Genomic DNA, 19,400 nt, shown 5'->3' with positions numbered 1-19,400 from the left:
GAAACCCGCGCATGCAAGCCTTGCCGATGAACACCATCCGCCGCACCGCCCTCGTGCTTGCACTGGCCCTGTTCGCGGGCTGCGGCGGCAACCCGCCACCGGCGAAGCACGCCGTCGACACCCATGCGGACGACGCCTGCGCCGTGTGCGGCATGTACCTGGACGGCTCGCCCGGTCCGCGCGCGGAGGCGTGGACCGCGGGTCGCGCCAAGCCGCTGGTGTTCGACTCCACCCGCGACTTCTTCGCCTACGTGCTGCAGCCGGAGAACCAGGCCGCGCTGCAGGAGCTGTTCGTGCAGGACAGCGCCCACCTCGACTGGCAGCAGCCCAGCCACGCCGCGGTCAGCTTCATCGACGCGCGCCGCGCCTTCTACGTGGCCTGGCAGCCGCTGCCCGGCTCGATGGGGCCGACCCTGGCGCCGTTCGCCACCCGCGCGGCAGCAGAAGCCTTCGTACGCGAACACGGCGGTGCCGTACTCGGTTTCGACGAGGTCACGCCCGCGCTGGTGGCCGCGCTGGACTACCGTTGCCCCGCCCGGGCAACCTCCGACGCCGGGGGCCCGCTGCAGTGCGTGGCCGGACCCGAGCCATCCAGCGGCCTGCCGGCCACGCCGCAACCACCGGCTTCGCCTGCCTCGCAGGAGCAGCGGGCCCAACCACTTCCATAACCGGGAACCCACCACATGTTCGGACTGGACAGTTTTTCGCATTGGATCGTGCTGCTGGTGCTGGCGCTGCTGGTCTTCGGCACCGGCAAGCTGCGCAACGCCGGCCGCGACCTCGGCAGCGCCATTGCCGACTTCCGCAAGGGGCTGCGCGACGCCCCGCCGGGCGAGGCCGCGCCACCAGCGCTCCAGCCGGATGCCGGCAACGAACGGCAGCCCTGACCCGCTGCCCCTGCCGCCAAACCCACCGGTCGAAGCCGTGCATTCCCTTTGCACGCCGCGTCGATGAGGCGGCGCGACGCTCCTCCGCAAGGGCGGGCCCGCCGGGCGGAACCCGCCGCCATGCGCTTACCTGGTGATGACCGCCGGATGCATCGGCGCCAGCTTCGCCAGCAGCTTGTTCTGCGCGCGGAACGGCACCTTGTTCTTGTCCATCGCGGTCTGCAGGTCCTCCACCAGCGCATTGAAGGCCGCGCGGTTGATGCCGAGATTGCGATGCACCTTCTCCATGTCCTTGCCGGTATAGGTGCACGGGCCGTCGAGGATCACGCAGAACTGGTCGACCAGCTCCGCCTTGATGTGCTCACGGTCGGCGGCGGCGAAATACGGCCGCGTGCGCGCGTCCGCCATCAGGTTGGCCATGAAGTCGTTCATCAGCGCCACCAGCCCCGGCTTGCCGCCGAACTGGTCGAACACCGGCTTGAGCGCGGGATCGCGCGGCGCACTGGCGGCCATCGCCGCCGACTCCGGCGACATCGAGGCGGCATCCTGCGCGATGGCGCCCTGGGTAAACAGCAACGCGATGGCGAGCAGCGCGGTGCGCGGAAGGCATGTGTGCATGGACGTACTCCGAAGCGAGGGGAATGATCAGAAACCGACCTGCACCGAGGCATACAGGCCGCGTTGCTTGTCCTTGATGACGATGTTGCCGAGGTCCGCATACGCCAGCGTCAGCGAGACATGCTTGGTCGGCGCCCAGGCGACGAACGCGTCGTACCAGTCGTCCTCCTTCGCGATGCCGAGGTTGTTCGGCTTCTGCCGATACTCCGCACCGACCGCCCAGTTGCGGCTGAGCAGGTACGCCACCGAGCCCTCGAATTCCGGCTTGTACGCGTTGTTCCTGTCGCCGCCGAAACCGAGGATGCCGATCTGGTTGGCCTTGGTCATGCGCAGCGTGGCGTTGACCAGCAGGCTCTGGCCGAGGAACAGCTTGGTCGCGTTGACGTAGTAATCGGTGCCTTCATCGGACTTGGCGCCCACGAAGGCCAGCACGGCCGCCTGGTTGTTCTTCTTGTGCTGCGCACCGATCGACACCTGCGGCATCCAGCTGTCCTGGTCGAGCACCACGTCGCCGAACAGGCGGACCTTCACGCCGATGATGTTCTGCCGGAACGTGAAGCCGCGGCCCAGTCCCAGCGCCGCACCCACCTGTTCGGTGTCGAAACGCTGCTGCGCGAAGGACACCTCCACGCGGTTGTACAGGCCGACCATCGCGCCGACTTCGTTGACGTGGTAATCCGGCAGGTTGATGTGGGTGACGAACGCGTTGGCGCCGATCTCGTCACCGGTGCCGTAACCGCCGATCACCGCCCACGGCGTCAGCCCGCCACCGGCCGAACCTTCGACCTGCGACACGCCGCCGGTGAGCAGCAGCTTGTTGCTGAATGCTGGCGCGCTGGTGTCATCGGCTGCCATGGCGGCCGATGACACCAGGCAAACGCCGAGCACGCATCCGGTCAGCCAGGCGATCCGGTTCCTTCGATTGTTCTGCATGGGTAGCCCCCTCAAGACGCGCGGAATGCGCATGTGCATGCAGGTACGCAGGACATCGCCGGACGGATGCACGCGGATGTGGATTGCATCAATGCACCACGTGCCAGTTGCCGTTCACGCCATCGCCGGCGCGATCGCCCGGCTTGTCGTCGCCGGCGAAGAGGTACAGCGGAGAGCCCCGGTAGACCCATTGGCGGCTGCCGTCAGCGCGCGTAGCCAGCTGGTAATCGCCGGTGGCCTTGCTGCCGGCATCCGCCAGATACGGCGGCCACGCCGCCGCGCACGGACCGCTGCACTGGCTGTGGCCGGACGCGGCATCGACGTCATAGCGGTACAAGGTGTGCCCGCTGCCATCGACCAGCAGGCCCTGCGCATCATGCCGCGGAAGGGATGCCGCCGCGGCCGCGCCGCTCAGCATCAACAACACGACAGCCCATCGGGAAACGTTCATGGCGAGGCCTCCGGCACGCAGGCCCGTCGCCTGCTCCAGCTTGTACGCAGCAGCCAGCCGCATGGACGCACGCAAGGCGGTGGCGCCGCCAGACGGACCACTTGCCAGCGCGCAAGGCCCCTTTCATGCTATGAAACGTAACCTCCCGTCGCTGCACGCCGGCCGGGACCGATCACTACAGGATGGTTTGCCCATGAGTGTCAGCAGTCCTGCCGAGCGTGACGAGCTGAATCAGCTGTTGCTGCAGACCGGCCGCAACGACCAGAAAGCGTTTGCCGAGCTGTACCGGCGCACCTCGTCCAAACTGTTCGGCGTGTGCCTGCGCATGCTGCGCGACCGCGGCGAGGCGGAGGACGTGCTGCAGGAAACCTACACCACGGTGTGGCGCCGCGCCGCCACGTTCGATGTGGCCAAGGCCAGCGCGATCACCTGGCTGGTCACGCTGTCGCGCAACAAGGCGATCGACCGGTTGCGCCAGCATCGCGAGGAGCTGCTGGACGATCCGGCACGATTCGACGAAACGGTGGACGAACAACCCACGCCGGCAGCCGGCGCGGAAACCAGCCAGGAATATCGACGGCTGCAGCACTGCCTGGATGAACTGGAGCCGCAACAGCAGCGTTCGGTGCGTGAAGCCTTTTTCACCGGCGCCACGTATAACGAACTGGCGACACGCTGCAAGGTGCCGCTCGGCACCATGAAAAGCTGGATCCGCCGCAGCCTGATGCAACTCCGCACGTGCCTGGACTCATGAACACGCCCATCGATGACGGCAACCACAACCTGCGCTACGCCGAGTATGTGCTTGGCGTGCTGGACGCCGACACCCGCGCGGAAGTGGCGCGCGAGGTGCTGGCCTCGGACGAGGCTGCCACCGCCGTGGCGTTGTGGCAGCGCCGCCTGATTCCGCTGGCCGAGACTGTCGGCGACGTCGCACCCGCCCCGTATGTGTGGGCGCGCATCCACGACGCCCTGCAGCTGGATGCGCCGGCCCGGGCGCCGCTGGCGCAGCCGCGCCGCGGGCTGTGGAACAACCTGGCGCTGTGGCACTGGCTCGGCATCGGCGCCAGCGCGGTGGCCGTGGCGCTGCTGGTGGTGGTCTCGCTGCCGCGCCCGGTGCCCGCGCCCAAGGTGGCCGGCATCGCCTACATGGCCTCGACCATCCAGCAGGACAACGGCACCACCGGCTGGACCGCCACCATGGACCTGCAGCACGCGCGCATGGTCGTGGTGCCGGCGACGCCGGTCGCGTTCGCGCAGGGGCGTGCGCCGGAACTGTGGCTGATTCCGGCCGGCCAGAAACCCATCTCGGTGGGCATGATCGCGCGTGACAAGCCCACCACGATCGCGCTCGATCCGGCCCTGCTGGCGCGGCTCGGGCCAACCGCCGCGCTCGCCGTGTCGGTGGAACCGATCGGCGGCTCGCCGACCGGCCAGCCGACCGGCGCAGTGATCGCCAAGGGCGCGATCGGTGCGGCACCGGATGCCGGCGGCAAGGTGGCCATGATCGGCAACGTGCGGACGGACCGACCCTGGATCTGAACACGCTGGATCTGTGCACGCTCGATCTGGACAGGACGACCGTCCGCCCGTGAGCACCGCCATCGTGCTGTTCCGGCGCGATCTGCGCCTGGCCGACAACCCCGCCCTGGCCGCGGCCTGCGCGGCGCATGCGCAGGTGCTGCCGGTGTATGTCCACGCCCCCGGCGAGGACGGCGCATGGCCGGCTGGCGCGGCCAGCCGCTGGTGGCTGCACCATTCGCTGGCCGCGCTCGATGCGCAACTGCGCACGCAACATGCCACGCTGCACCTGCGCCAGGGCGACACGCTGGGGCAATTGCGCGAACTGATCCGCCACAGCGGCGCCGGGGCGGTGTACTGGAACCGATTGTACGAACCGGCCTCGATCGCCCGCGACACGCGCATCAAGAGCGCGCTGCGCGAGGAAGGCGTCGAAGTGCACAGCCACAATGCGGCGTTGTGGTGCGAGCCGTGGACGATCGCCACGCAGCAGGGCGATCCGTACCGGGTGTTCACGCCCTACTGGCGCAACCTGCGGCCACAACTGCCGTCGTCCGAACCGTTGCCCGAGCCCGCCCTGCCCGGCTGGCGCGTCTTGCCCGGTGGCCTGCCGCTGGAAGCTCTTGGCCTGCTGCCGCGCATCCCCTGGGATGCCGGGCTGGCCGGGGCGTGGCAGCCAGGCGAGCACGGCGCACACGGGCAGCTGGAAATTTTCGCCGACGACGCGATCGGCGACTATGCGCACGCGCGCGACCTGCCCGCGCGGCAAGGCACCTCGCGGCTGTCGCCGCACCTGCATGCCGGCGAGATCTCGCCACGGCAGATCCATGCCGAACTCGATCGCCGCGCACGAGGGATGGACGCGAGGCGCCGGCCCGACATCGAACCTTACCTGCGCGAACTGGGCTGGCGCGAATTCGCCCACCACCTGCTGTTCCATTTCCCGCAGACGCCGACCGACAACTTCAACCCGCGCTTCGCCGTTTTCCGTTGGGAACCGCGCGATGCCGCCGCACTGGAGCGCTGGCAGCGCGGCCGCACCGGCATCCCGCTGGTCGACGCCGGCATGCGCGAGCTATGGCACACCGGCTGGATGCACAACCGCGTGCGCATGGTCGCCGCCAGCTTTCTGACCAAGAACCTGCGCCAGCACTGGCAGCACGGCGCGCGCTGGTTCTGGGACACGCTGGTGGACGCGGATCTGGCCAACAACACGCTCGGCTGGCAATGGGTGGCCGGCTGCGGCGCCGACGCGGCACCGTATTTCCGCGTGTTCAACCCGGTCACGCAGGCGAAGAAGTTCGACCCCGACGGCATCTATCTTCGCCGCTGGCTACCTGAGCTGGCCGACGCAGCGACCGCCCTGCTGCACGAACCGTGGAAGGATCCCGCCCTGCTCATGCGCAGCGGCTATCCCGCGCCGATGGTGGATCTGGCCGTCTCGCGGCAGGACGCGCTGGATGCGTACAAGCGGCGCGACTGATCCATCGGAGCACGGGGCAATCATCCCCACCGAATTGCCGCCGCTTCCCGCGCGAAACAACCCGGACACGCTGGACTGCCTGCATCCCGCGGCGGCTCCTGCACGTATCTGCTGGCGCACCCCGAAGATTCAACCTCGGATCTCGCGGAGCGCGGTCAATGCCCGTGCATCGCGTTCACCGGCTTTTGCAGGGAAACCGCATGCCATCGAACCCCACTTTCGCGCCTCATCATGCAGGCAGGCGCGGCCTGCTCGTCACGGTGCTATTGCTGTTTGGCAACGCTTCGCTCACGGGATGCCAGGCGACGGTGTTCCGCAGCCTCAACGCCATCAGCAGCAAGGCCGATGTGGTGGTACGGCGCGACGTGACATACGACCCCGCGCATCGACTGGCGCTCGATGTCTACCGGCCACGGGACGCTCACGATGCGCCAGTCGTGGTGTTTTTCTACGGCGGCAGCTGGAAATCCGGCAAGCGCCAGTGGTATCACTGGGCCGGCGAGGCCTTGGCGCGGCGCGGGCTGGTCGTGGTGATTCCGGACTACCGCCAGTGGCCGCAGGTGCGGCTGGACGGCTTCATGCGGGACGCGGCACATGCCGTCGCGTGGGCCCATGCGCATGCCGCCGAGTACGGTGGCAACCCGGCATCGTTGTTCCTGATGGGCCATTCTGCCGGCGCCCATATCGGCGCCTTGCTGGCCACCGATGCCCACTGGCTGGCCGGTGTCGGCATGCAGCCCCGCCAGCTGGCGGGCTTCATCGGCCTGGCCGGCCCGTACGATTTCCTGCCGCTGAAAGATCCGGATTTCGTCGACATGTTCGGCAGTACACCTGCGGCGCAGCTGCGTTCGCAGCCCGTGCATTTTGTCGATGGCGACGAGCCGCCGATGCTGCTGATGCAGGGCACCACCGACAAGGTGGTATGGCCGCGCAATGCCACCTCACTCGCCGCCGCACTGCAACGCAAGGACGAACCCGTCGAAACGAAGATGTATCCGGACATCGGCCACGCTGCGATCCTGCTGGCTATATCGCGGCCGTTCCGGCGCAAGGCGCCGGTGCTCGACGATGCCGTGCAGTTCATCAGGAAGCATGCCGTGAAAAAGCCGACTGAAGTCGACACGACTCGACATTTCTTCGATACGCCGGCGCGACTCAGCCCAGGGCATGCAAATTCATCTGCCATACCGCGAAATTCAGCGCCGCGGCAAAGCTGACCCAGCACAGGTACGGAACCAGCAGCGCGCCGGCCATCACGCGCACGCGCCAGAACCCGACCAGCGTGGCCACGATCAGCAACCACAGCAGCACGACGTCGGCGAACGCCAGTCCACCGCGGTGCCATCCGAAGAACAGCCAGCTCCACAGCACGTTGACCGCCAGCTGGATCACGAACAGGGCAAGCGCGCCGCGCTGCCGGTGCCAGCCGCCTTCGCGCCAAACCCGCCAGGCAGCGATGCCCATCAGCGCATACAGCAGGGACCACACCGGGCCAAACACGTACGACGGGGGTGCCCAGGAGGGTTGGGCCAAATGCTGGTAGAAGATGGCCGCCTGCACCGAAGCGATGGCTCCCATCGCCGCCGCGGCAAAGCTCAGCAGCAACCAGCCGGCCAGTCCGATGATCTGTCTTGTGCGAGCCATGCCCTGCTTCCTTGTGTGCCCCTCATTCCAGCGTCTCGACTTTTCAGCGGCTTGGAACCACTGGATGACCAGTATGCCTGCCGAAGGGATCTGCCGGCTTGCGCCGGGATGGTGATCCCGCCGAAGACTGCCCTGTAACGCGCATCCTGCCTTCGTCCCGTCAAGGTCATGCCATTCCCGGCGGGATCATTGCCACACGCTGCCCGCGCAGGCAGGAGGAAGTCCGCCGGGCTTCTTCACGTTCGTGCATCCATATAGCCGCCTCGTCCGTATCTGTGGGTGACACGAAGACAGGTGCGTTCCCATGGCAAGCTTCAGACTCCACCCGAACACGCAGTATGAGGGCGTTCCGCCAGCCCTTGCGGGTACGGCTGATTCGCGCTTCTGGCTGGCACGTACGCTGCGCCGCTGGTTCGATACGAGTGCGGCGGTAACGATCGACGAAAGCCGCGAGGATCGCATCGACTGGCTGCGCGCGGCACCGTTCATTGTCATGCATCTGGCCTGCATCGGAGTGATCTGGGTCGGCGTGTCGCCGATCGCGCTGATCGTGGCTGCCACGCTCTACGCGGTGCGCATGTTCGCGCTCACCGCGTTCTACCACCGCTATTTTTCGCATCGCACGTTCCAGACCTCGCGCGTGGTGCAGTTCGGGTTTGCGCTGATCGGGGCATCGTGCGTGCAGCGCGGCCCGCTGTGGTGGGCCGCGCATCATCGCCATCATCACCGTGTGACCGATACGCCGGACGATCCGCATTCGCCGCGCGTGCACGGTTTCCTGTGGAGTCACGTCGGCTGGTTTCTCACCCCTCGCAATTTCCGTACCGATCTGGCGCGCGTGCCTGACCTGGCGAAGTTTCCGGAGCTGCGCTGGCTCGACCGTTTCGACATCGCCATCCCGGTCCTGCTCGCCATGGCGCTGTACGGCCTGGGCACGCTGCTGCAGCACGTGGCGCCGCAGCTCGGCACCACCGGCGGCCAGCTGCTGACCTGGGGCTTCTTCGTCTCGACCATCGTGCTGTTCCACGCCACGGTGACGATCAACTCGTTGGCGCACCGCTTCGGCAAACGCCGCTTCGATACGAAGGACGACAGCCGCAACAACGTATGGCTGGCCCTGCTCACGTTCGGCGAGGGCTGGCACAACAACCACCACTTCTTCCCCGGCTCCAGCCGCCAGGGCTTCCGCTGGTGGGAAGTGGACCTGACCTGGTACGGCCTGAAGCTGATGTCGGCGCTGGGCCTGGTGCATGGATTGAAAGCGGTGCCCGCATGGGTGCTGGCCAGGTCGAGGAGCTGAGCCATGCGCATCGCCGTGGTCGGGTCGGGCATTGCGGGGCTGGCGTCCGCGTGGCTGTTGTCGCGCCAGCATGAGGTGACGCTGTTCGAGGCGGCCGGCTATTTCGGCGGCCACACGCATACGCACGAGGTGGAGCAGCAGGGTCGCCGTTACCGCATCGACAGCGGCTTCATCGTGCACAATCCGAGCCACTATCCGTTGCTGACGCAGATGTTCGAGCAGCTGGGCGTGGATTCGCAGCCGACGACCATGAGCTTCTCGCTGCACAACGAAGCCAGCGGGCTGGAATACAACGCGACCACGCTGGATACGCTGTTCTGCCAGCGGCGCAACCTGCTCTCGCCGCGCTTCATCGGCATGGTGCGCGATCTGGCGCGCTTCTACCGCGAGGCGCCGGCACTGCTGCACGCGACGGGGCCGGGACCGACCCTGGGCGACTATCTCGCCGCGCATGGCTATGGCGCCGCCTTCCGCGACGAGCATCTGGTGCCGATGGCGTCGGCGCTGTGGTCGTCGCCGGCCAGCCGGATCCTCGGCTTTCCCGCACGCTACCTGGTGCAGTTCATGGCCAACCACCAGATGCTGCAGGTCAGCGGGCGTCCGCAGTGGCGCGTGGTCAAGGGCGGCTCGTCGACCTACGTGCACGCGCTGCGCGCGCGCTGGCCGGTGCGCGAACGGCTTGCATGCCCGGTACGTTCGGTACACCGTCACGCCGCCGGCGTGGAGGTCCGCAGCGCTGCCGGCGCGGAACATTTCGATCACCTCGTGCTGGCCTGTCACAGCGACCAGGCGCTCGCCCTGCTGGCCGACGCGGACGAGCGCGAGCACGCGATCCTCGGCGCGATGCCTTACCAGACCAACGATACCGTGCTGCACACCGATGCCCGCGTGCTGCCGGTGCGACGCAGGGCATGGGCGGCATGGAACGCGTGGCTGCCGCGCGACCCCGACGCGGCTTGCACGGTCAGTTACTGCATGAACCTGCTGCAGGGCATCGAATCGCCGGAACCTTTCGTGGTCACGCTCAATCGCAGCGACGCCATCGACCCCGAAAAAGTGCTGGCGCGCATGCAGTACCACCATCCGGTCTACAGCCATGCCTCGGTCGCCGCGCAGTCGCGCAAGGCGGAGATCCAGGGCAGGCGCCACACCTGGTTCGCCGGCGCCTACTGGGGCTGGGGTTTCCACGAGGACGGCATGCGCAGCGCGGCGGAAATCGCCGCCGCCTTCGGCGTGCGCTGGCTAGAAGGCAGGAGCCCGGCGCCGGAGGCGCCGCGCGCCGAGGAGTTGGCGGCGTGAATGCCAGGGCCGTCCATGCGGCGCCGCTGGCCAGCGCGGTGTATGAAGGCGTGGTGCGCCATCGCCGGCTGGCACCGCATCCGCACGCGTTCAATTACCGGATGGCCCAGCTCTATCTCGATCTGGACGAACTGGATCGGGTGTTCGGGCAGCGCTGGCTGTGGTCGACGGAGCACGCGAATGTCGCGCGGTTCCGGCGCGAGGACTATCTCGGCCCGGTGGACAGGCCGCTGGCCGACGCCGTGCGCCAGCGCGTGGAGCAGGCCATCGGCTGGCGCCCGGCGGGACCGATCCGCCTGCTCACCCACCTGCGTTATTTCGGCTTCGTGTTCAACCCGGTCAGCTTCTACTACTGCTTCGCCGCCGATGGCGTGACGCTCGAGTGCGTGGTCGCCGAGATCACCAACACGCCGTGGAAGGAACGCCACGCCTACGTGCTGCCGACCGGGACCGCGCACAGGCGCGGACGCGCGATGCACTGGACCTTCGCCAAGACTTTCCACGTCTCGCCGTTCATGCCGATGGATCGCAGCTACGACTGGGGCTTCACCGTGCCGGGCGACCACCTGCACGTGCACATGGACGTGCTGCGTGACGGCCGCCGCGAATTCGACGCCAGCCTCAACCTGCAGCGCCGGCCGTTGAACGGCGCGTCGCTGGCCCGCGTGCTGTGGCGCTACCCGCTGATGACGGCGCAGGTCGTCGGCGCCATCCACTGGCAGGCGCTGCGGCTGTGGCTGAAGCGCAACCCGGTCCACGACCACCCTGCCCTTTCCTGAAACCGCCGCACCGAGGTTCGCGATGAACGAGATTGCCAAGACCGCCACGTACGACAGCAACCGCCCGGCTGCGCTCGACCGCTTCCTGCGCCGGCAGCTGTTCGGCCAGCTGGGCCGGCTGCGCCACGGCCGCCTGCTGCTGACCGACGAGGGCGAGCTGCGGGAGTTCGGCGAGCCCGCGGCCAGCCATGCGGACCTGCAGGTCCGCATGGAGATCCTCGACCCGGCGTTCTACCGCGCCGTGGCGATGAACGGCAGCGTGGGTGCAGGCGAGGCGTACATGGACGGACTGTGGCGCTGCGACAACCTGGTGACGCTGGTGCAACTGCTGCTGCGCAATCGCGACCTGCTCGACGGCATGGAAACCGGCCTGGCCCGGCTCGGCGGCATCGCGCTGCGCAGCTGGCATGCATTGCGCCGGAACACGCGCGACGGCAGCCGCCGCAACATCGCCGCGCACTACGACCTCGGCAACGATTTCTTCAGCCTGTTCCTGTCGCCGGACCTGATGTACTCCTCGGCGATCTGGGCCGACCCGGCCGATACGCTGGAAGACGCCTCCACCCGCAAGCTCGAACGCATCTGCCGCCAGCTCGATCTCAAGCCCACCGACCGCGTGGTCGAGATCGGCACCGGCTGGGGCGGCTTCGCACTGTACGCGGCGCAGCACTACGGCTGCCACGTCACCACCACCACGATCTCGCGCGAGCAGCACGCGCTGGCCAGCGAACGGGTCGCCGCCGCCGGCATGGGCGACCGCGTCACCCTGCTGCTGGAGGATTACCGCGACCTCCGCGGCCAGTACGACAAGCTGGTCTCGATCGAGATGGTCGAGGCGATCGGCGCGCCGTATCTGGACGTCTACTTCGGCCAGCTTGGCGCCCTGCTGAAACCCGACGGATTGGCCCTGCTGCAGGCGATCACGATCGAGGACCACCGCTACCGGCAGGCGCTGAACTCGGTCGACTTCATCAAGCGGCACGTGTTCCCGGGCAGCTTCATCCCCTCGATCCACGCACTGCTGGCGGCGAAGACCCGCGCCAGCGACCTCGCACTGATCGGACTGGAGGATTTCGGCGCCTCGTACGCGCTGACCCTGAAGGCCTGGCGTGGGCGTTTCATGGCAAAGCTGGCGCAGGTGCGTACGCAGGGTTTCGACGAGCGCTTCATCCGCATGTGGGAGTTCTATCTCGCGTATTGCGAAGGCGGCTTCCGCGAACGTTCGATCGGCGTGTCGCACCTCCTGCTGGCCAGGCCCGGCCATCGGCCGGCGACGGCGCTGCCGGCGGCTCCGGCAACCGGCCTTTCCGCATGAAAATCTGGGCCGGCCTGCTCGGTTACCAGCTGGTCTGGTTTGCCGCGGTGATCGGCGCCGCCCACCGCCTGGCATGGCCGGGCGTGGCGGGCATGCTGCTCTACGCTGGCGGCCAGCTGCTGCTGGCGCGCCAATACCGCCTCGACCTCACGCTGATGGCCACCGCCTTCGTGTTCGGCTTCATGCTGGATGGCGGGCTGATGCGCGCAGGCCTGCTCAACTACGCGGCGGCAGGGCCGGCCCCGGCGATCGCGCCGGCATGGATCCTCGCCTTGTGGATGACTTTCGCGCTCACCCTCAGCCAGTCGCTTGCCTGGTTGCAGACGCGGCTGGGGCTGGCCGCCTTGCTGGGCCTGGTCGGCGGCCCGCTGGCCTACCTCGGCGCCGCGCGCGGCTGGCACGTAGTGGACTTCGCCGAACCCGCCTGGCGCGGGCTGCTCGGCCTCGGCGTCGGCTGGGCAGCGGCGGTGCCGGCGCTGGCCTGGCTGGCCCGGCGCATGCGCGTCGACCTGCCGCGACCGAATGCGCTGCGAGGTCATGCCCGATGAACTTCTGGCTGCAGATAGCCGGCCTGTGGCTGCTGGCCGGGGTGATGATGAGCTTCGGCTGGCTGTGGCAGCGCCGCCGCTGCAATGCCGGCATCGTCGACGTGCTGTGGGCCTGCGGCGTCGGCGGCAGCGCGGTGTGCTTCGCCCTCTCCGGTGATGGCGCGATCGCGCCGCGGGCGACCCTGGCCGTGCTTGGCGGCAGCTGGGGCTGGCGCCTGGCCACCCATTTGTGGACGCGTGTGCGCGGTGAGCCGGAAGATGGACGTTACCAGAACCTGCGCGCGCACTGGCAGGGCAGCCAGTGGAGGTTCTTCGCGTTCTTCCAGTTCCAGGCGGCGTTGATCGTGCTGTTCGCGCTGCCGTTCGCGGCGGTCGCGCGCAACCCCGTCACATCCATTCCATGGATCGCAATGGCCGTCGCGATCTGGCTGGTCAGCGTGGCTGGCGAAACCGTTGCCGACCGCCAGCTCGCGCGCTTCCGCGCCGATCCGGCCAACCATGGCCGCGCCTGCCGCGACGGGCTGTGGCGCTACTCGCGCCACCCGAATTATTTCTTCGAGTGGATTCACTGGTTCGCCTACGTCTGCCTTGCCCTGGGCTCGCCGATCGCATGGCTGGCCTGGGCCGGTCCGCTGGTGATGTACGTGTTCCTGCGCTGGATCAGCGGCATTCCGTACACCGAGACGCAGGCGCTGCGCAGCCGTGGCGACGACTACCGCGCCTACCAACGCAGCACCTCGATGCTGATTCCCTGGTTTCCGAAAAGGAGCGATCCATGAACATTTCCGCCGCCATCTCCGACTTGCCGGAGCAACCCGCCGCCGGCCTGCTCGGCCTGGCCGAACGCGGCCGCATTCCCGATGCGCTGCTGCGCCAGGGCATCCGTCGCCTGTGCGCGCGGCGCCTGCGCGAGGAAATGGCCGGCGGCCTGGAGCCGCAGGCCGCGCGCTTCGCCGAGCGCATTGCCATGCTGCGGCACAGCCCGGTGGCGATCCACACCGACGCCGCCAATGCCCAGCATTACGAGCTGCCGCCCGCGTTCTTCGAGCTGTGCCTCGGCCGGCGCCTGAAGTATTCCGGGTGCTATTACCCGCGCGGGGACGAATCGCTCGACGAAGCCGAAGACGCCATGCTGGACCTGTACGGCGAACGCGCCGAGCTTGCCGATGGTCAGCACATTCTAGAACTCGGCTGTGGCTGGGGATCGCTCACGCTGTGGATGGCCGAACGCTATCCGAACGCCAGGATCGTCGCCGTCTCCAATTCCAGGCAGCAGCGCGAGCACATCGAGGCGACGTGCCGCCGGCGCGGACTGTTCAACGTGCGCGTGATCACCGAGGACGTGAACTGGCTGCAGCTCGACATCGCGCAGTTCGATCGCTGCGTGTCGGTGGAGATGTTCGAGCACATGCGCAATTACGACGTGCTGCTCGGCCGCATCGGCCGCTGGCTGAAGCCCGGCGGCAAGCTGTTCGTGCACATCTTCGCGCACCGGACGCTGATGTACCCGTTCGAGACCGATGGCGCGGACAACTGGATGGGCCGGCACTTCTTCACCGGCGGCCTGATGCCGGCGTCGGACACCCTGCTGTGGTTCCAGCGTGACCTGCGGATCGAGCAGCGCTGGCACGTGGACGGCACGCACTACCAGCGCAGCGCCAACCACTGGCTGGCGAACCAGGATGCGCACAGCGAGCAGGTGATGGCCGTGCTCGCCGCGGCCTACGGCAGCCAGGCCGCACCGCTGTGGTTCCAGCGCTGGCGGATGTTCTGGATGTCGTGCGCTGAGCTGTTCGGCTACGCCGGCGGCCAGGAATGGCTGGTGGCGCACTACCGCTTCGTGCGGCCCTGAGCCGCGCATCGATCGACCACCCGGAGCCCCGCATGTCCCTGTCCCGAATCCTGCTGATGGCGCTTGGCCTGCTCGTCGCCGGCAACGCCGCCCGTGCCGCCGAGCCGCCGATTGCGCCGGTGGCGCACGTCGACCTGCCCCGTTTCATGGGCAGGTGGTACGTGATCGCCACCATCCCCACCCGCTTCGAGAGGAATGCGTACGACCCGGTGGAGACCTATACGCTGCAGCCGGACGGCAACGTCTACACCGAGTTCCATTTCCGCGACGGCGGCTTCGGCGAACCGCTCAAGGCGATCCATTCCACCGGCTTCGTGAAGCCGGGCAGCGGCAATGCGGTATGGGGCGTGCAGGTGTTCTGGCCGATCAAGGCGCAATACATCGTCGCCTACCTGAAGGACGACTACAGCCAGACCATCGTCGCCCGCGATGCCCGCGACTACACCTGGATCATGGCGCGCACGCCGACCGTGTCGGCAGCCGACTACGACGCGCTGGTCGCGCGCGTGGTGCGGATGGGCTATCCGGCCGCGAAGATCCGCAAGGCGCCGCAGCAGTCGCCGGCCGCCGCCGACTGAGGCAGTCAGGCCACGGCCAGCAGCCGCTCGCAGATGGCGCGGTACAGCTGCGGCAACCGCTCCAGCTCGTCGAGCGACACGCACTCGTCGACCTTGTGGATGGTCGCATTGACCGGGCCGACCTCGACCACCTCGGCACCGAGCGGCGCGATGAAGCGGCCGTCGGAGGTGCCGCCGCCCGTGCTCTGTTCGGGATCGAGGCCACACAGGTCGCGGCAGACCGACACCACGGTTTCGCGCAGGATGCCGCCGGGCGGGGTGAGGAAAGGCATGCCGTTGAGGTTCCAGTCCAGCACGTAGGCAAGGCCGTGACGTTGCAGGATCGCCTCGGTGCGCGCGCGCAGATCCTCCGCGCGGCTGGCGGTGCAGTAGCGGAAATTGATCGAGGCGAACAGGCCGCCCGGGATCACGTTGTTGGCGCCGGTGCCAGCGTTGAGGTTGGAGACCTGGAACGAGGTGGGCGGGAAGTCGTCGTTACCTTCGTCCCAGCGTTCGGTGGCCAGCTCGGCCAGGGCCGGCGCAAACGCGTGGATCGGATTTAGCGCCTTTTCCGGATAGGCCACGTGGCCCTGTATGCCACGCACGACGAGCGTGCCGGACAGCGAGCCGCGCCGCCCTACGCGGATCAGGTCGCCCAGCCGCTCCTTCGCCGACGGCTCGCCCACCACGCACCAGTCGATGCGCTCGCCGCGCGCACGGAAAAGCTCGACCACCCTGCGCACGCCGTCGAGATTGGTCGGGCCCTCCTCGTCGCTGGTCAGCAACAGGCCGACCCGGCCGCGATGATCCGGATGCGCCGCCACGAACTGTTCCAGCGCCACCAACATCGCCGCCACCGAGCCTTTCATGTCGGCAGCGCCGCGGCCGTATAGACGGCCATCGCGGACGGCAGGCTCGAACGGCGGGCTTTGCCATGCTGCTTCCGGACCGCTCGGCACCACGTCGGTATGGCCGATGAAGACCAGCGTGGGACTGCCCGTGCCATGCGTGGCCCACAGGTTGTCCACTTCCCCGTAGCGCAGGTGCTCGACGGAAAAACCGGCATGCGCCAGCCGCCCGCCGATCAGCGGCAGGCAGCCGGCATCGTCGGGCGTCACCGAGCGGCGGCGGATCAGGTCATGGGCGAGTTCGAGGACGTCGGACATGGATTTCACGGGACAGGTGGCGGGCGTCGGCCAGCATAGCAAGCACACCGCATGGGTGTCCTGAGGGCAGGTCAGTCGTCGCAATCCCCATCGCGCTGGCCGAGGTAGAGCAGCGCGGCCAGCAGCACCACCACGAAGCGGAAGGCGCTGGCTAAACCATTCCACTGCGCGGACATCCACATGCCGAACCATTCGCCGCCGATCGCCATGAAGCCGCCCAGCCACAGCAGCACGCCGAGCGTGAGTCCGGCCACGGCGAGTTGCCCGGCGTGCCGGAACGTCGTCGCGGGTGTTCGGCGCGCACGCCACATGCGCCAGGCACCGGCGCCGCACAACACGGCAGCCAGCGTTTCGGCGGCAATGATCAGCACGTACGCGGCATGCTGCAGCAAAGGCGCGTGGATCGCGCGGTAGTGGATGGCGGCGTCGGGAAAGATCGAGTCCATCGCCAGCACGTGCTGCACGAAGGCGAGGTTGCTGCGGTAGTCGGAGAGGTTGCCGAACGCGACCAGCGCCAGCCACAGCGCGATCGCCGCCACCAGTACGATCTTCGACAGGCGCGCCGGCATCTCAGCGCGCGAACAGCTTCTTGAAGCCGTTGTCGGTGAAACCCACGCTCACCGCGCCATCCGGCTGCACCACCACCGGGCGACGGATCAGCGCCGGATATTCCTTGAGCAGCAGCGTCCACTCCGGGTCGCTGCCGGGGTTCTTGCGTTGCGGCAGCAGGTTGCGCCAGGTGGTGGAGGACTTGTTGGCCAGCTTCTCCCAGCCGCCGAGCCGCGCCGCCCATTCCTTCAGCGTTGCCGCCGGCACCGGATTGGCGCGGTAGTCGACGAAGTCGTGCGCCACCTCGAAGCGGGCCAGCCAGTTGCGCGCCTTGCGGCAGGTGTCGCAGGTGGGCAAACCGTACAGGACGGGTTTCATTCGCCGCTCCGCAGCAGCTCGTTGATGCTGGTCTTGCCGCGGGTTTTCTCGTCCACCTGCTTGACGATGATCGCCGCGTACAGGCTGTGGCTGCCGTCCTTCGCCGGAAGGGAGCCAGCCACCACCACGCTGCCGGCGGGCACGCGGCCATAACCGACCTCGCCGGTGGCGCGGTTGTAGATGCGGGTGGACTGGCCGAGAAACACGCCCATGCCGATCACGCTGCCCTTCTCCACCACCACGCCCTCGACCACCTCGGAGCGCGCGCCGATGAAGCAGCCGTCCTCGATGATGGTGGGGTTGGCCTGCAGCGGCTCCAGCACGCCGCCGATGCCGACGCCGCCGGACAGGTGCACGCCCGCGCCGATCTGGGCGCAGGAGCCGACCGTGGCCCAGGTGTCGACCATCGTGCCTGCACCCACGTAGGCGCCGATATTGACGTAGCTCGGCATCAGCACCGCGTCCCTCGCGATGTGCGCGCCGCGGCGCACCAGCGCGCCGGGCACCACGCGCGCGCCCAGCCGCTGCAGTTCCACATCGTTGCCGTGGGCAAAGCGCAGCGGCACCTTGTCGAACGCCTGCGCCGGGCCGCCGTCGACCACGCGGTTGTCGTTGATGCGGAAGTACAGCAGCACCGCCTTCTTGATCCACTGGTTCACCGTCCAGCCGCCGTGGCCGTCCGGCTCGGCGACGCGGCGCTCGCCGGATTCGAGCAGGTCGAGCACCTGGCCGATGGCCGGCCGCAGGTGGGTCTCGATCTCGGCCTGGGTGAGTGCGTTGCGGCGCTCGAAGGCGTCGTCGATCAGGGTTTCGATGGCTTGCATGGGGCTCGTTCGCTTGGAGACAGCCGCCGGATACGACGGCCGTCAGGGGTACATGCCGCGGCGACGGTGGCCGCAGCCGGGTCCGGCCATCCGCGATGGCAGATCCCATTCTTCCACACCCCGCCGGGAATCCGCGAATCCGGTCACAGCTGGCAATACGGAACGTGACATTTCACCGCGTCAAGACGACGGCTATGTCCATCATGCGCCGCGGGCCGCCATGCGGTGCCCCTCCGCCCACCCGCCCCGGAGAATCGAGATATGCGCGAGCAGATCAACGAGGGTTCCATGGTTTTCGTCGCCGACGGCAGCGAAGGCATCGGCTCGGTCCGCGAGATCCGGCACGGGTTGCCCGAACTTCTGGTCTACATCGAAAACGCCGGCGACTTCGTGGTACCGATGTCGGCCGTCAAGGCCGTCCACTCCGGCAAGGTCGTCCTCGATTTCGACCAGTTGGACCTGCGCCTGCGCAACGCCATCCGCCATGCGCGCGACTCGGAAGACCCGAACTACCTGTCGCCCGCCTCGACGGAGGACGAATAGGCCCCGCATCCGCCTGCCCGTCGCCGGTGGAATGAACCGGTTTGCCGATACGATGGCCCACGGTTCCGGCGATGGCTGCCTGCGGGGCATGAACGACAAGGACAAGAAAAGACTGGACCGGCGACTCGACCGTGTGGAGCGGGAGCTGCCGAAAGGGAGTGGCCGCTGGATCCGCTGGCTGCGCTCGCCCTCGGCACGCTGGGTGCGCCTCCCCGTGGGGCTGTTGCTCCTCGTGGGAGGAGTTTTCAGCATCCTGCCGGTCCTCGGCCTGTGGATGCTGCCGCTCGGCCTGTTGCTGCTGGCCCAGGACATGCCTTTCCTGCGCCGCCCGACGGGGCGCGCCATGCTGTGGGCGGAACGGCGCTGGCTGCGCTGGAAACGCCGGCGTCAACGTGCAAACGGGTAGTCGCCGGGGCATGCTGCCCAACGGATATGGCCATGCTCGAGCATCGCCGCAGCGGACCGCCTCGATCCGCCGGAATCCGGCCAGGCTTCAACAGACGAAAAAGTTCCGGCCGGAAATATCCCTGAACTGGCGGATGGCGTCCCCCGGCTTCACGGGGCCGGTCCGGAGTCAGCGGCCGCCAGAAGCAGAAACGGCGCCGAGCCCGAAAGCCGCGCCGTTGCTGGATTCAAGGTGGTGGGCGGTACAAGGATCGAACTTGTGACCCCTACCATGTCAAGGTAGTGCTCTACCGCTGAGCTAACCGCCCGCTTCGCGCCGGTGTACGGGCTACGCGAGCCGCGCAGTAT

Annotated in this window: 24 protein-coding genes and 1 tRNA gene; 16 read left to right on the top strand and 9 right to left on the bottom strand. The window is 68.0% G+C overall.

The features are described 5' to 3' along the window. The first annotated feature begins 11 nt into the window (after window positions 1-11). Window positions 12-668, top strand: coding sequence for a nitrous oxide reductase accessory protein NosL (locus tag DEO45_RS06485; protein ID WP_114341480.1), 657 nt, complete (start codon window positions 12-14; stop codon window positions 666-668). Window positions 669-683: 15 nt separating this feature from the next. Beyond that, on the top strand, window positions 684-887 hold the full coding sequence (tatA, locus tag DEO45_RS06480; RefSeq protein WP_114341479.1) for a twin-arginine translocase TatA/TatE family subunit: 204 nt from the start codon (window positions 684-686) through the stop codon (window positions 885-887). A 126-nt stretch (window positions 888-1,013) separates the two neighbouring features. On the opposite strand, the gene DEO45_RS06475 is transcribed toward tatA, so the two are convergent. The 3 genes from DEO45_RS06475 to DEO45_RS06465 form a co-directional block, all read right to left on the bottom strand. Further along, window positions 1,014-1,505, bottom strand: a complete 492-nt coding sequence (locus DEO45_RS06475; RefSeq protein ID WP_114341478.1) for a group I truncated hemoglobin — start codon at window positions 1,503-1,505, stop codon at window positions 1,014-1,016. A 27-nt stretch (window positions 1,506-1,532) separates the two neighbouring features. Further along, on the bottom strand, window positions 1,533-2,438 hold the full coding sequence (locus DEO45_RS06470; protein ID WP_114341477.1) for a DUF3034 family protein: 906 nt from the start codon (window positions 2,436-2,438) through the stop codon (window positions 1,533-1,535). A gap of 88 nt (window positions 2,439-2,526) precedes the next feature. After that, window positions 2,527-2,889: a COG4315 family predicted lipoprotein gene (locus DEO45_RS06465; RefSeq protein WP_114341869.1), complete on the bottom strand. Its 363-nt coding sequence runs from the start codon at window positions 2,887-2,889 to the stop codon at window positions 2,527-2,529. A gap of 61 nt (window positions 2,890-2,950) precedes the next feature. Here DEO45_RS06465 and DEO45_RS06460 point away from each other — a divergent pair, with 61 nt between their 5' ends. The 4 genes from DEO45_RS06460 (at window position 2,951) to DEO45_RS06445 (ending at window position 7,110) form a co-directional block, all read left to right on the top strand. Continuing rightward, window positions 2,951-3,643, top strand: a complete 693-nt coding sequence (locus tag DEO45_RS06460) for a sigma-70 family RNA polymerase sigma factor (RefSeq protein ID WP_428992427.1) — start codon at window positions 2,951-2,953, stop codon at window positions 3,641-3,643. After that, window positions 3,640-4,431, top strand: coding sequence for an anti-sigma factor (locus tag DEO45_RS06455; RefSeq protein WP_114341475.1), 792 nt, complete (start codon window positions 3,640-3,642; stop codon window positions 4,429-4,431). Before DEO45_RS06460 ends, DEO45_RS06455 begins: the two co-directional genes overlap by 4 nt. 49 nt (window positions 4,432-4,480) lie before the next feature. After that, the gene (locus tag DEO45_RS06450) at window positions 4,481-5,893 is read left to right on the top strand and encodes a cryptochrome/photolyase family protein (protein WP_114341474.1); all 1,413 of its coding nucleotides are present in this window, start codon (window positions 4,481-4,483) and stop codon (window positions 5,891-5,893) included. 158 nt (window positions 5,894-6,051) lie between these two features. Then, window positions 6,052-7,110, top strand: a complete 1,059-nt coding sequence (locus tag DEO45_RS06445) for an alpha/beta hydrolase (protein WP_223250805.1) — start codon at window positions 6,052-6,054, stop codon at window positions 7,108-7,110. Here the strand turns inward: DEO45_RS06445 and DEO45_RS06440 are convergent. Next, on the bottom strand, window positions 7,049-7,537 hold the full coding sequence (locus tag DEO45_RS06440) for a TspO/MBR family protein (RefSeq protein ID WP_114341472.1): 489 nt from the start codon (window positions 7,535-7,537) through the stop codon (window positions 7,049-7,051). The genes DEO45_RS06445 and DEO45_RS06440 overlap by 62 nt on opposite strands. A gap of 388 nt (window positions 7,538-7,925) precedes the next feature. Between DEO45_RS06440 and DEO45_RS06435 the strand changes: the two genes are divergently transcribed. Genes DEO45_RS06435 through DEO45_RS06400 form a run of 8 tightly spaced genes read left to right on the top strand, consistent with a single transcriptional unit; the run spans window position 7,926 to window position 15,208 of the window. After that, the gene (locus tag DEO45_RS06435; RefSeq protein ID WP_428992430.1) at window positions 7,926-8,837 is read left to right on the top strand and encodes an acyl-CoA desaturase; all 912 of its coding nucleotides are present in this window, start codon (window positions 7,926-7,928) and stop codon (window positions 8,835-8,837) included. A 3-nt stretch (window positions 8,838-8,840) separates the two neighbouring features. After that, a complete protein-coding gene (locus DEO45_RS06430) occupies window positions 8,841-10,136 on the top strand; it encodes an NAD(P)/FAD-dependent oxidoreductase (protein ID WP_114341470.1) in 1,296 nt (431 codons plus the stop codon). After that, window positions 10,133-10,915, top strand: coding sequence for a DUF1365 domain-containing protein (locus DEO45_RS06425; protein ID WP_223250804.1), 783 nt, complete (start codon window positions 10,133-10,135; stop codon window positions 10,913-10,915). The genes DEO45_RS06430 and DEO45_RS06425 overlap by 4 nt, the downstream gene beginning before the upstream one ends. Before the next feature lie 22 nt (window positions 10,916-10,937). Further along, a complete protein-coding gene (locus DEO45_RS06420; protein WP_114341469.1) occupies window positions 10,938-12,230 on the top strand; it encodes an SAM-dependent methyltransferase in 1,293 nt (430 codons plus the stop codon). Beyond that, entirely contained in the window at window positions 12,227-12,778 is a 552-nt protein-coding gene (locus DEO45_RS06415; RefSeq protein ID WP_114341468.1) for a DUF2878 domain-containing protein, read from the top strand. Before DEO45_RS06420 ends, DEO45_RS06415 begins: the two co-directional genes overlap by 4 nt. Continuing rightward, entirely contained in the window at window positions 12,775-13,557 is a 783-nt protein-coding gene (locus DEO45_RS06410; protein ID WP_114341467.1) for a DUF1295 domain-containing protein, read from the top strand. Before DEO45_RS06415 ends, DEO45_RS06410 begins: the two co-directional genes overlap by 4 nt. Further along, on the top strand, window positions 13,554-14,630 hold the full coding sequence (locus tag DEO45_RS06405) for an SAM-dependent methyltransferase (protein WP_114341466.1): 1,077 nt from the start codon (window positions 13,554-13,556) through the stop codon (window positions 14,628-14,630). The genes DEO45_RS06410 and DEO45_RS06405 overlap by 4 nt, the downstream gene beginning before the upstream one ends. 32 nt (window positions 14,631-14,662) lie before the next feature. Further along, window positions 14,663-15,208 (top strand): lipocalin family protein, encoded by a 546-nt coding sequence (locus tag DEO45_RS06400; RefSeq protein WP_114341465.1) that lies wholly within the window; start codon window positions 14,663-14,665, stop codon window positions 15,206-15,208. 5 nt (window positions 15,209-15,213) lie between these two features. On the opposite strand, the gene dapE is transcribed toward DEO45_RS06400, so the two are convergent. The 4 genes from dapE to dapD form a co-directional block, all read right to left on the bottom strand. Further along, on the bottom strand, window positions 15,214-16,353 hold the full coding sequence (gene dapE / locus DEO45_RS06395) for a succinyl-diaminopimelate desuccinylase (RefSeq protein WP_114341464.1): 1,140 nt from the start codon (window positions 16,351-16,353) through the stop codon (window positions 15,214-15,216). A 71-nt stretch (window positions 16,354-16,424) separates the two neighbouring features. Next, complete coding sequence (locus DEO45_RS06390; protein WP_114341463.1) at window positions 16,425-16,922, bottom strand: DUF2165 family protein; 498 nt, start codon at window positions 16,920-16,922, stop codon at window positions 16,425-16,427. A gap of 1 nt (window position 16,923) precedes the next feature. After that, entirely contained in the window at window positions 16,924-17,280 is a 357-nt protein-coding gene (locus tag DEO45_RS06385; RefSeq protein WP_114341462.1) for a Spx/MgsR family RNA polymerase-binding regulatory protein, read from the bottom strand. Then, window positions 17,277-18,104, bottom strand: coding sequence for a 2,3,4,5-tetrahydropyridine-2,6-dicarboxylate N-succinyltransferase (dapD, locus tag DEO45_RS06380; protein ID WP_114341461.1), 828 nt, complete (start codon window positions 18,102-18,104; stop codon window positions 17,277-17,279). Before dapD ends, DEO45_RS06385 begins: the two co-directional genes overlap by 4 nt. A gap of 261 nt (window positions 18,105-18,365) precedes the next feature. Between dapD and DEO45_RS06375 the strand changes: the two genes are divergently transcribed. Together DEO45_RS06375 and DEO45_RS06370 are read left to right on the top strand one after the other, a co-directional pair. Beyond that, a complete protein-coding gene (locus DEO45_RS06375) occupies window positions 18,366-18,647 on the top strand; it encodes a hypothetical protein (protein ID WP_114341460.1) in 282 nt (93 codons plus the stop codon). Window positions 18,648-18,735: 88 nt separating this feature from the next. Further along, the gene (locus tag DEO45_RS06370; RefSeq protein WP_114341863.1) at window positions 18,736-19,053 is read left to right on the top strand and encodes a hypothetical protein; all 318 of its coding nucleotides are present in this window, start codon (window positions 18,736-18,738) and stop codon (window positions 19,051-19,053) included. A gap of 232 nt (window positions 19,054-19,285) precedes the next feature. On the opposite strand, the gene DEO45_RS06365 is transcribed toward DEO45_RS06370, so the two are convergent. After that, window positions 19,286-19,360, bottom strand: a tRNA-Val gene (locus tag DEO45_RS06365). Window positions 19,361-19,400: the final 40 nt, after the last annotated feature.

The organism is Rhodanobacter denitrificans, from assembly GCF_003335105.1.
Lineage (GTDB): Bacteria > Pseudomonadota > Gammaproteobacteria > Xanthomonadales > Rhodanobacteraceae > Rhodanobacter > Rhodanobacter denitrificans_A.
This window is presented reverse-complemented; position numbering and strand designations above follow the sequence as displayed.

What these genes read in the sequence shown, in the direction of transcription:
- DEO45_RS06485 (WP_114341480.1), top strand. Translation starts at nt 12, where the DNA reads ATGCAAGCCTTGCCGATGAACACCATCCGCCGCACCGCCCTCGTGCTT.
- DEO45_RS06445 (WP_223250805.1), top strand. Translation starts at nt 6,052, where the DNA reads ATGCCCGTGCATCGCGTTCACCGGCTTTTGCAGGGAAACCGCATGCCA.
- DEO45_RS06455 (WP_114341475.1), top strand. Translation starts at nt 3,640, where the DNA reads ATGAACACGCCCATCGATGACGGCAACCACAACCTGCGCTACGCCGAG.
- DEO45_RS06400 (WP_114341465.1), top strand. Translation starts at nt 14,663, where the DNA reads ATGTCCCTGTCCCGAATCCTGCTGATGGCGCTTGGCCTGCTCGTCGCC.
- DEO45_RS06415 (WP_114341468.1), top strand. Translation starts at nt 12,227, where the DNA reads ATGAAAATCTGGGCCGGCCTGCTCGGTTACCAGCTGGTCTGGTTTGCC.
- DEO45_RS06375 (WP_114341460.1), top strand. Translation starts at nt 18,366, where the DNA reads ATGCGCGAGCAGATCAACGAGGGTTCCATGGTTTTCGTCGCCGACGGC.
- DEO45_RS06460 (WP_428992427.1), top strand. Translation starts at nt 2,951, where the DNA reads ATGGACGCACGCAAGGCGGTGGCGCCGCCAGACGGACCACTTGCCAGC.
- tatA (WP_114341479.1), top strand. Translation starts at nt 684, where the DNA reads ATGTTCGGACTGGACAGTTTTTCGCATTGGATCGTGCTGCTGGTGCTG.
- DEO45_RS06475 (WP_114341478.1), bottom strand. Translation starts at nt 1,505, where the DNA reads ATGCACACATGCCTTCCGCGCACCGCGCTGCTCGCCATCGCGTTGCTG.
- DEO45_RS06470 (WP_114341477.1), bottom strand. Translation starts at nt 2,438, where the DNA reads ATGCAGAACAATCGAAGGAACCGGATCGCCTGGCTGACCGGATGCGTG.
- DEO45_RS06430 (WP_114341470.1), top strand. Translation starts at nt 8,841, where the DNA reads ATGCGCATCGCCGTGGTCGGGTCGGGCATTGCGGGGCTGGCGTCCGCG.
- DEO45_RS06370 (WP_114341863.1), top strand. Translation starts at nt 18,736, where the DNA reads ATGAACGACAAGGACAAGAAAAGACTGGACCGGCGACTCGACCGTGTG.
- DEO45_RS06465 (WP_114341869.1), bottom strand. Translation starts at nt 2,889, where the DNA reads ATGAACGTTTCCCGATGGGCTGTCGTGTTGTTGATGCTGAGCGGCGCG.
- dapD (WP_114341461.1), bottom strand. Translation starts at nt 18,104, where the DNA reads ATGCAAGCCATCGAAACCCTGATCGACGACGCCTTCGAGCGCCGCAAC.
- DEO45_RS06440 (WP_114341472.1), bottom strand. Translation starts at nt 7,537, where the DNA reads ATGGCTCGCACAAGACAGATCATCGGACTGGCCGGCTGGTTGCTGCTG.
- DEO45_RS06405 (WP_114341466.1), top strand. Translation starts at nt 13,554, where the DNA reads ATGAACATTTCCGCCGCCATCTCCGACTTGCCGGAGCAACCCGCCGCC.
- DEO45_RS06420 (WP_114341469.1), top strand. Translation starts at nt 10,938, where the DNA reads ATGAACGAGATTGCCAAGACCGCCACGTACGACAGCAACCGCCCGGCT.
- DEO45_RS06385 (WP_114341462.1), bottom strand. Translation starts at nt 17,280, where the DNA reads ATGAAACCCGTCCTGTACGGTTTGCCCACCTGCGACACCTGCCGCAAG.
- dapE (WP_114341464.1), bottom strand. Translation starts at nt 16,353, where the DNA reads ATGTCCGACGTCCTCGAACTCGCCCATGACCTGATCCGCCGCCGCTCG.
- DEO45_RS06410 (WP_114341467.1), top strand. Translation starts at nt 12,775, where the DNA reads ATGAACTTCTGGCTGCAGATAGCCGGCCTGTGGCTGCTGGCCGGGGTG.
- DEO45_RS06390 (WP_114341463.1), bottom strand. Translation starts at nt 16,922, where the DNA reads ATGCCGGCGCGCCTGTCGAAGATCGTACTGGTGGCGGCGATCGCGCTG.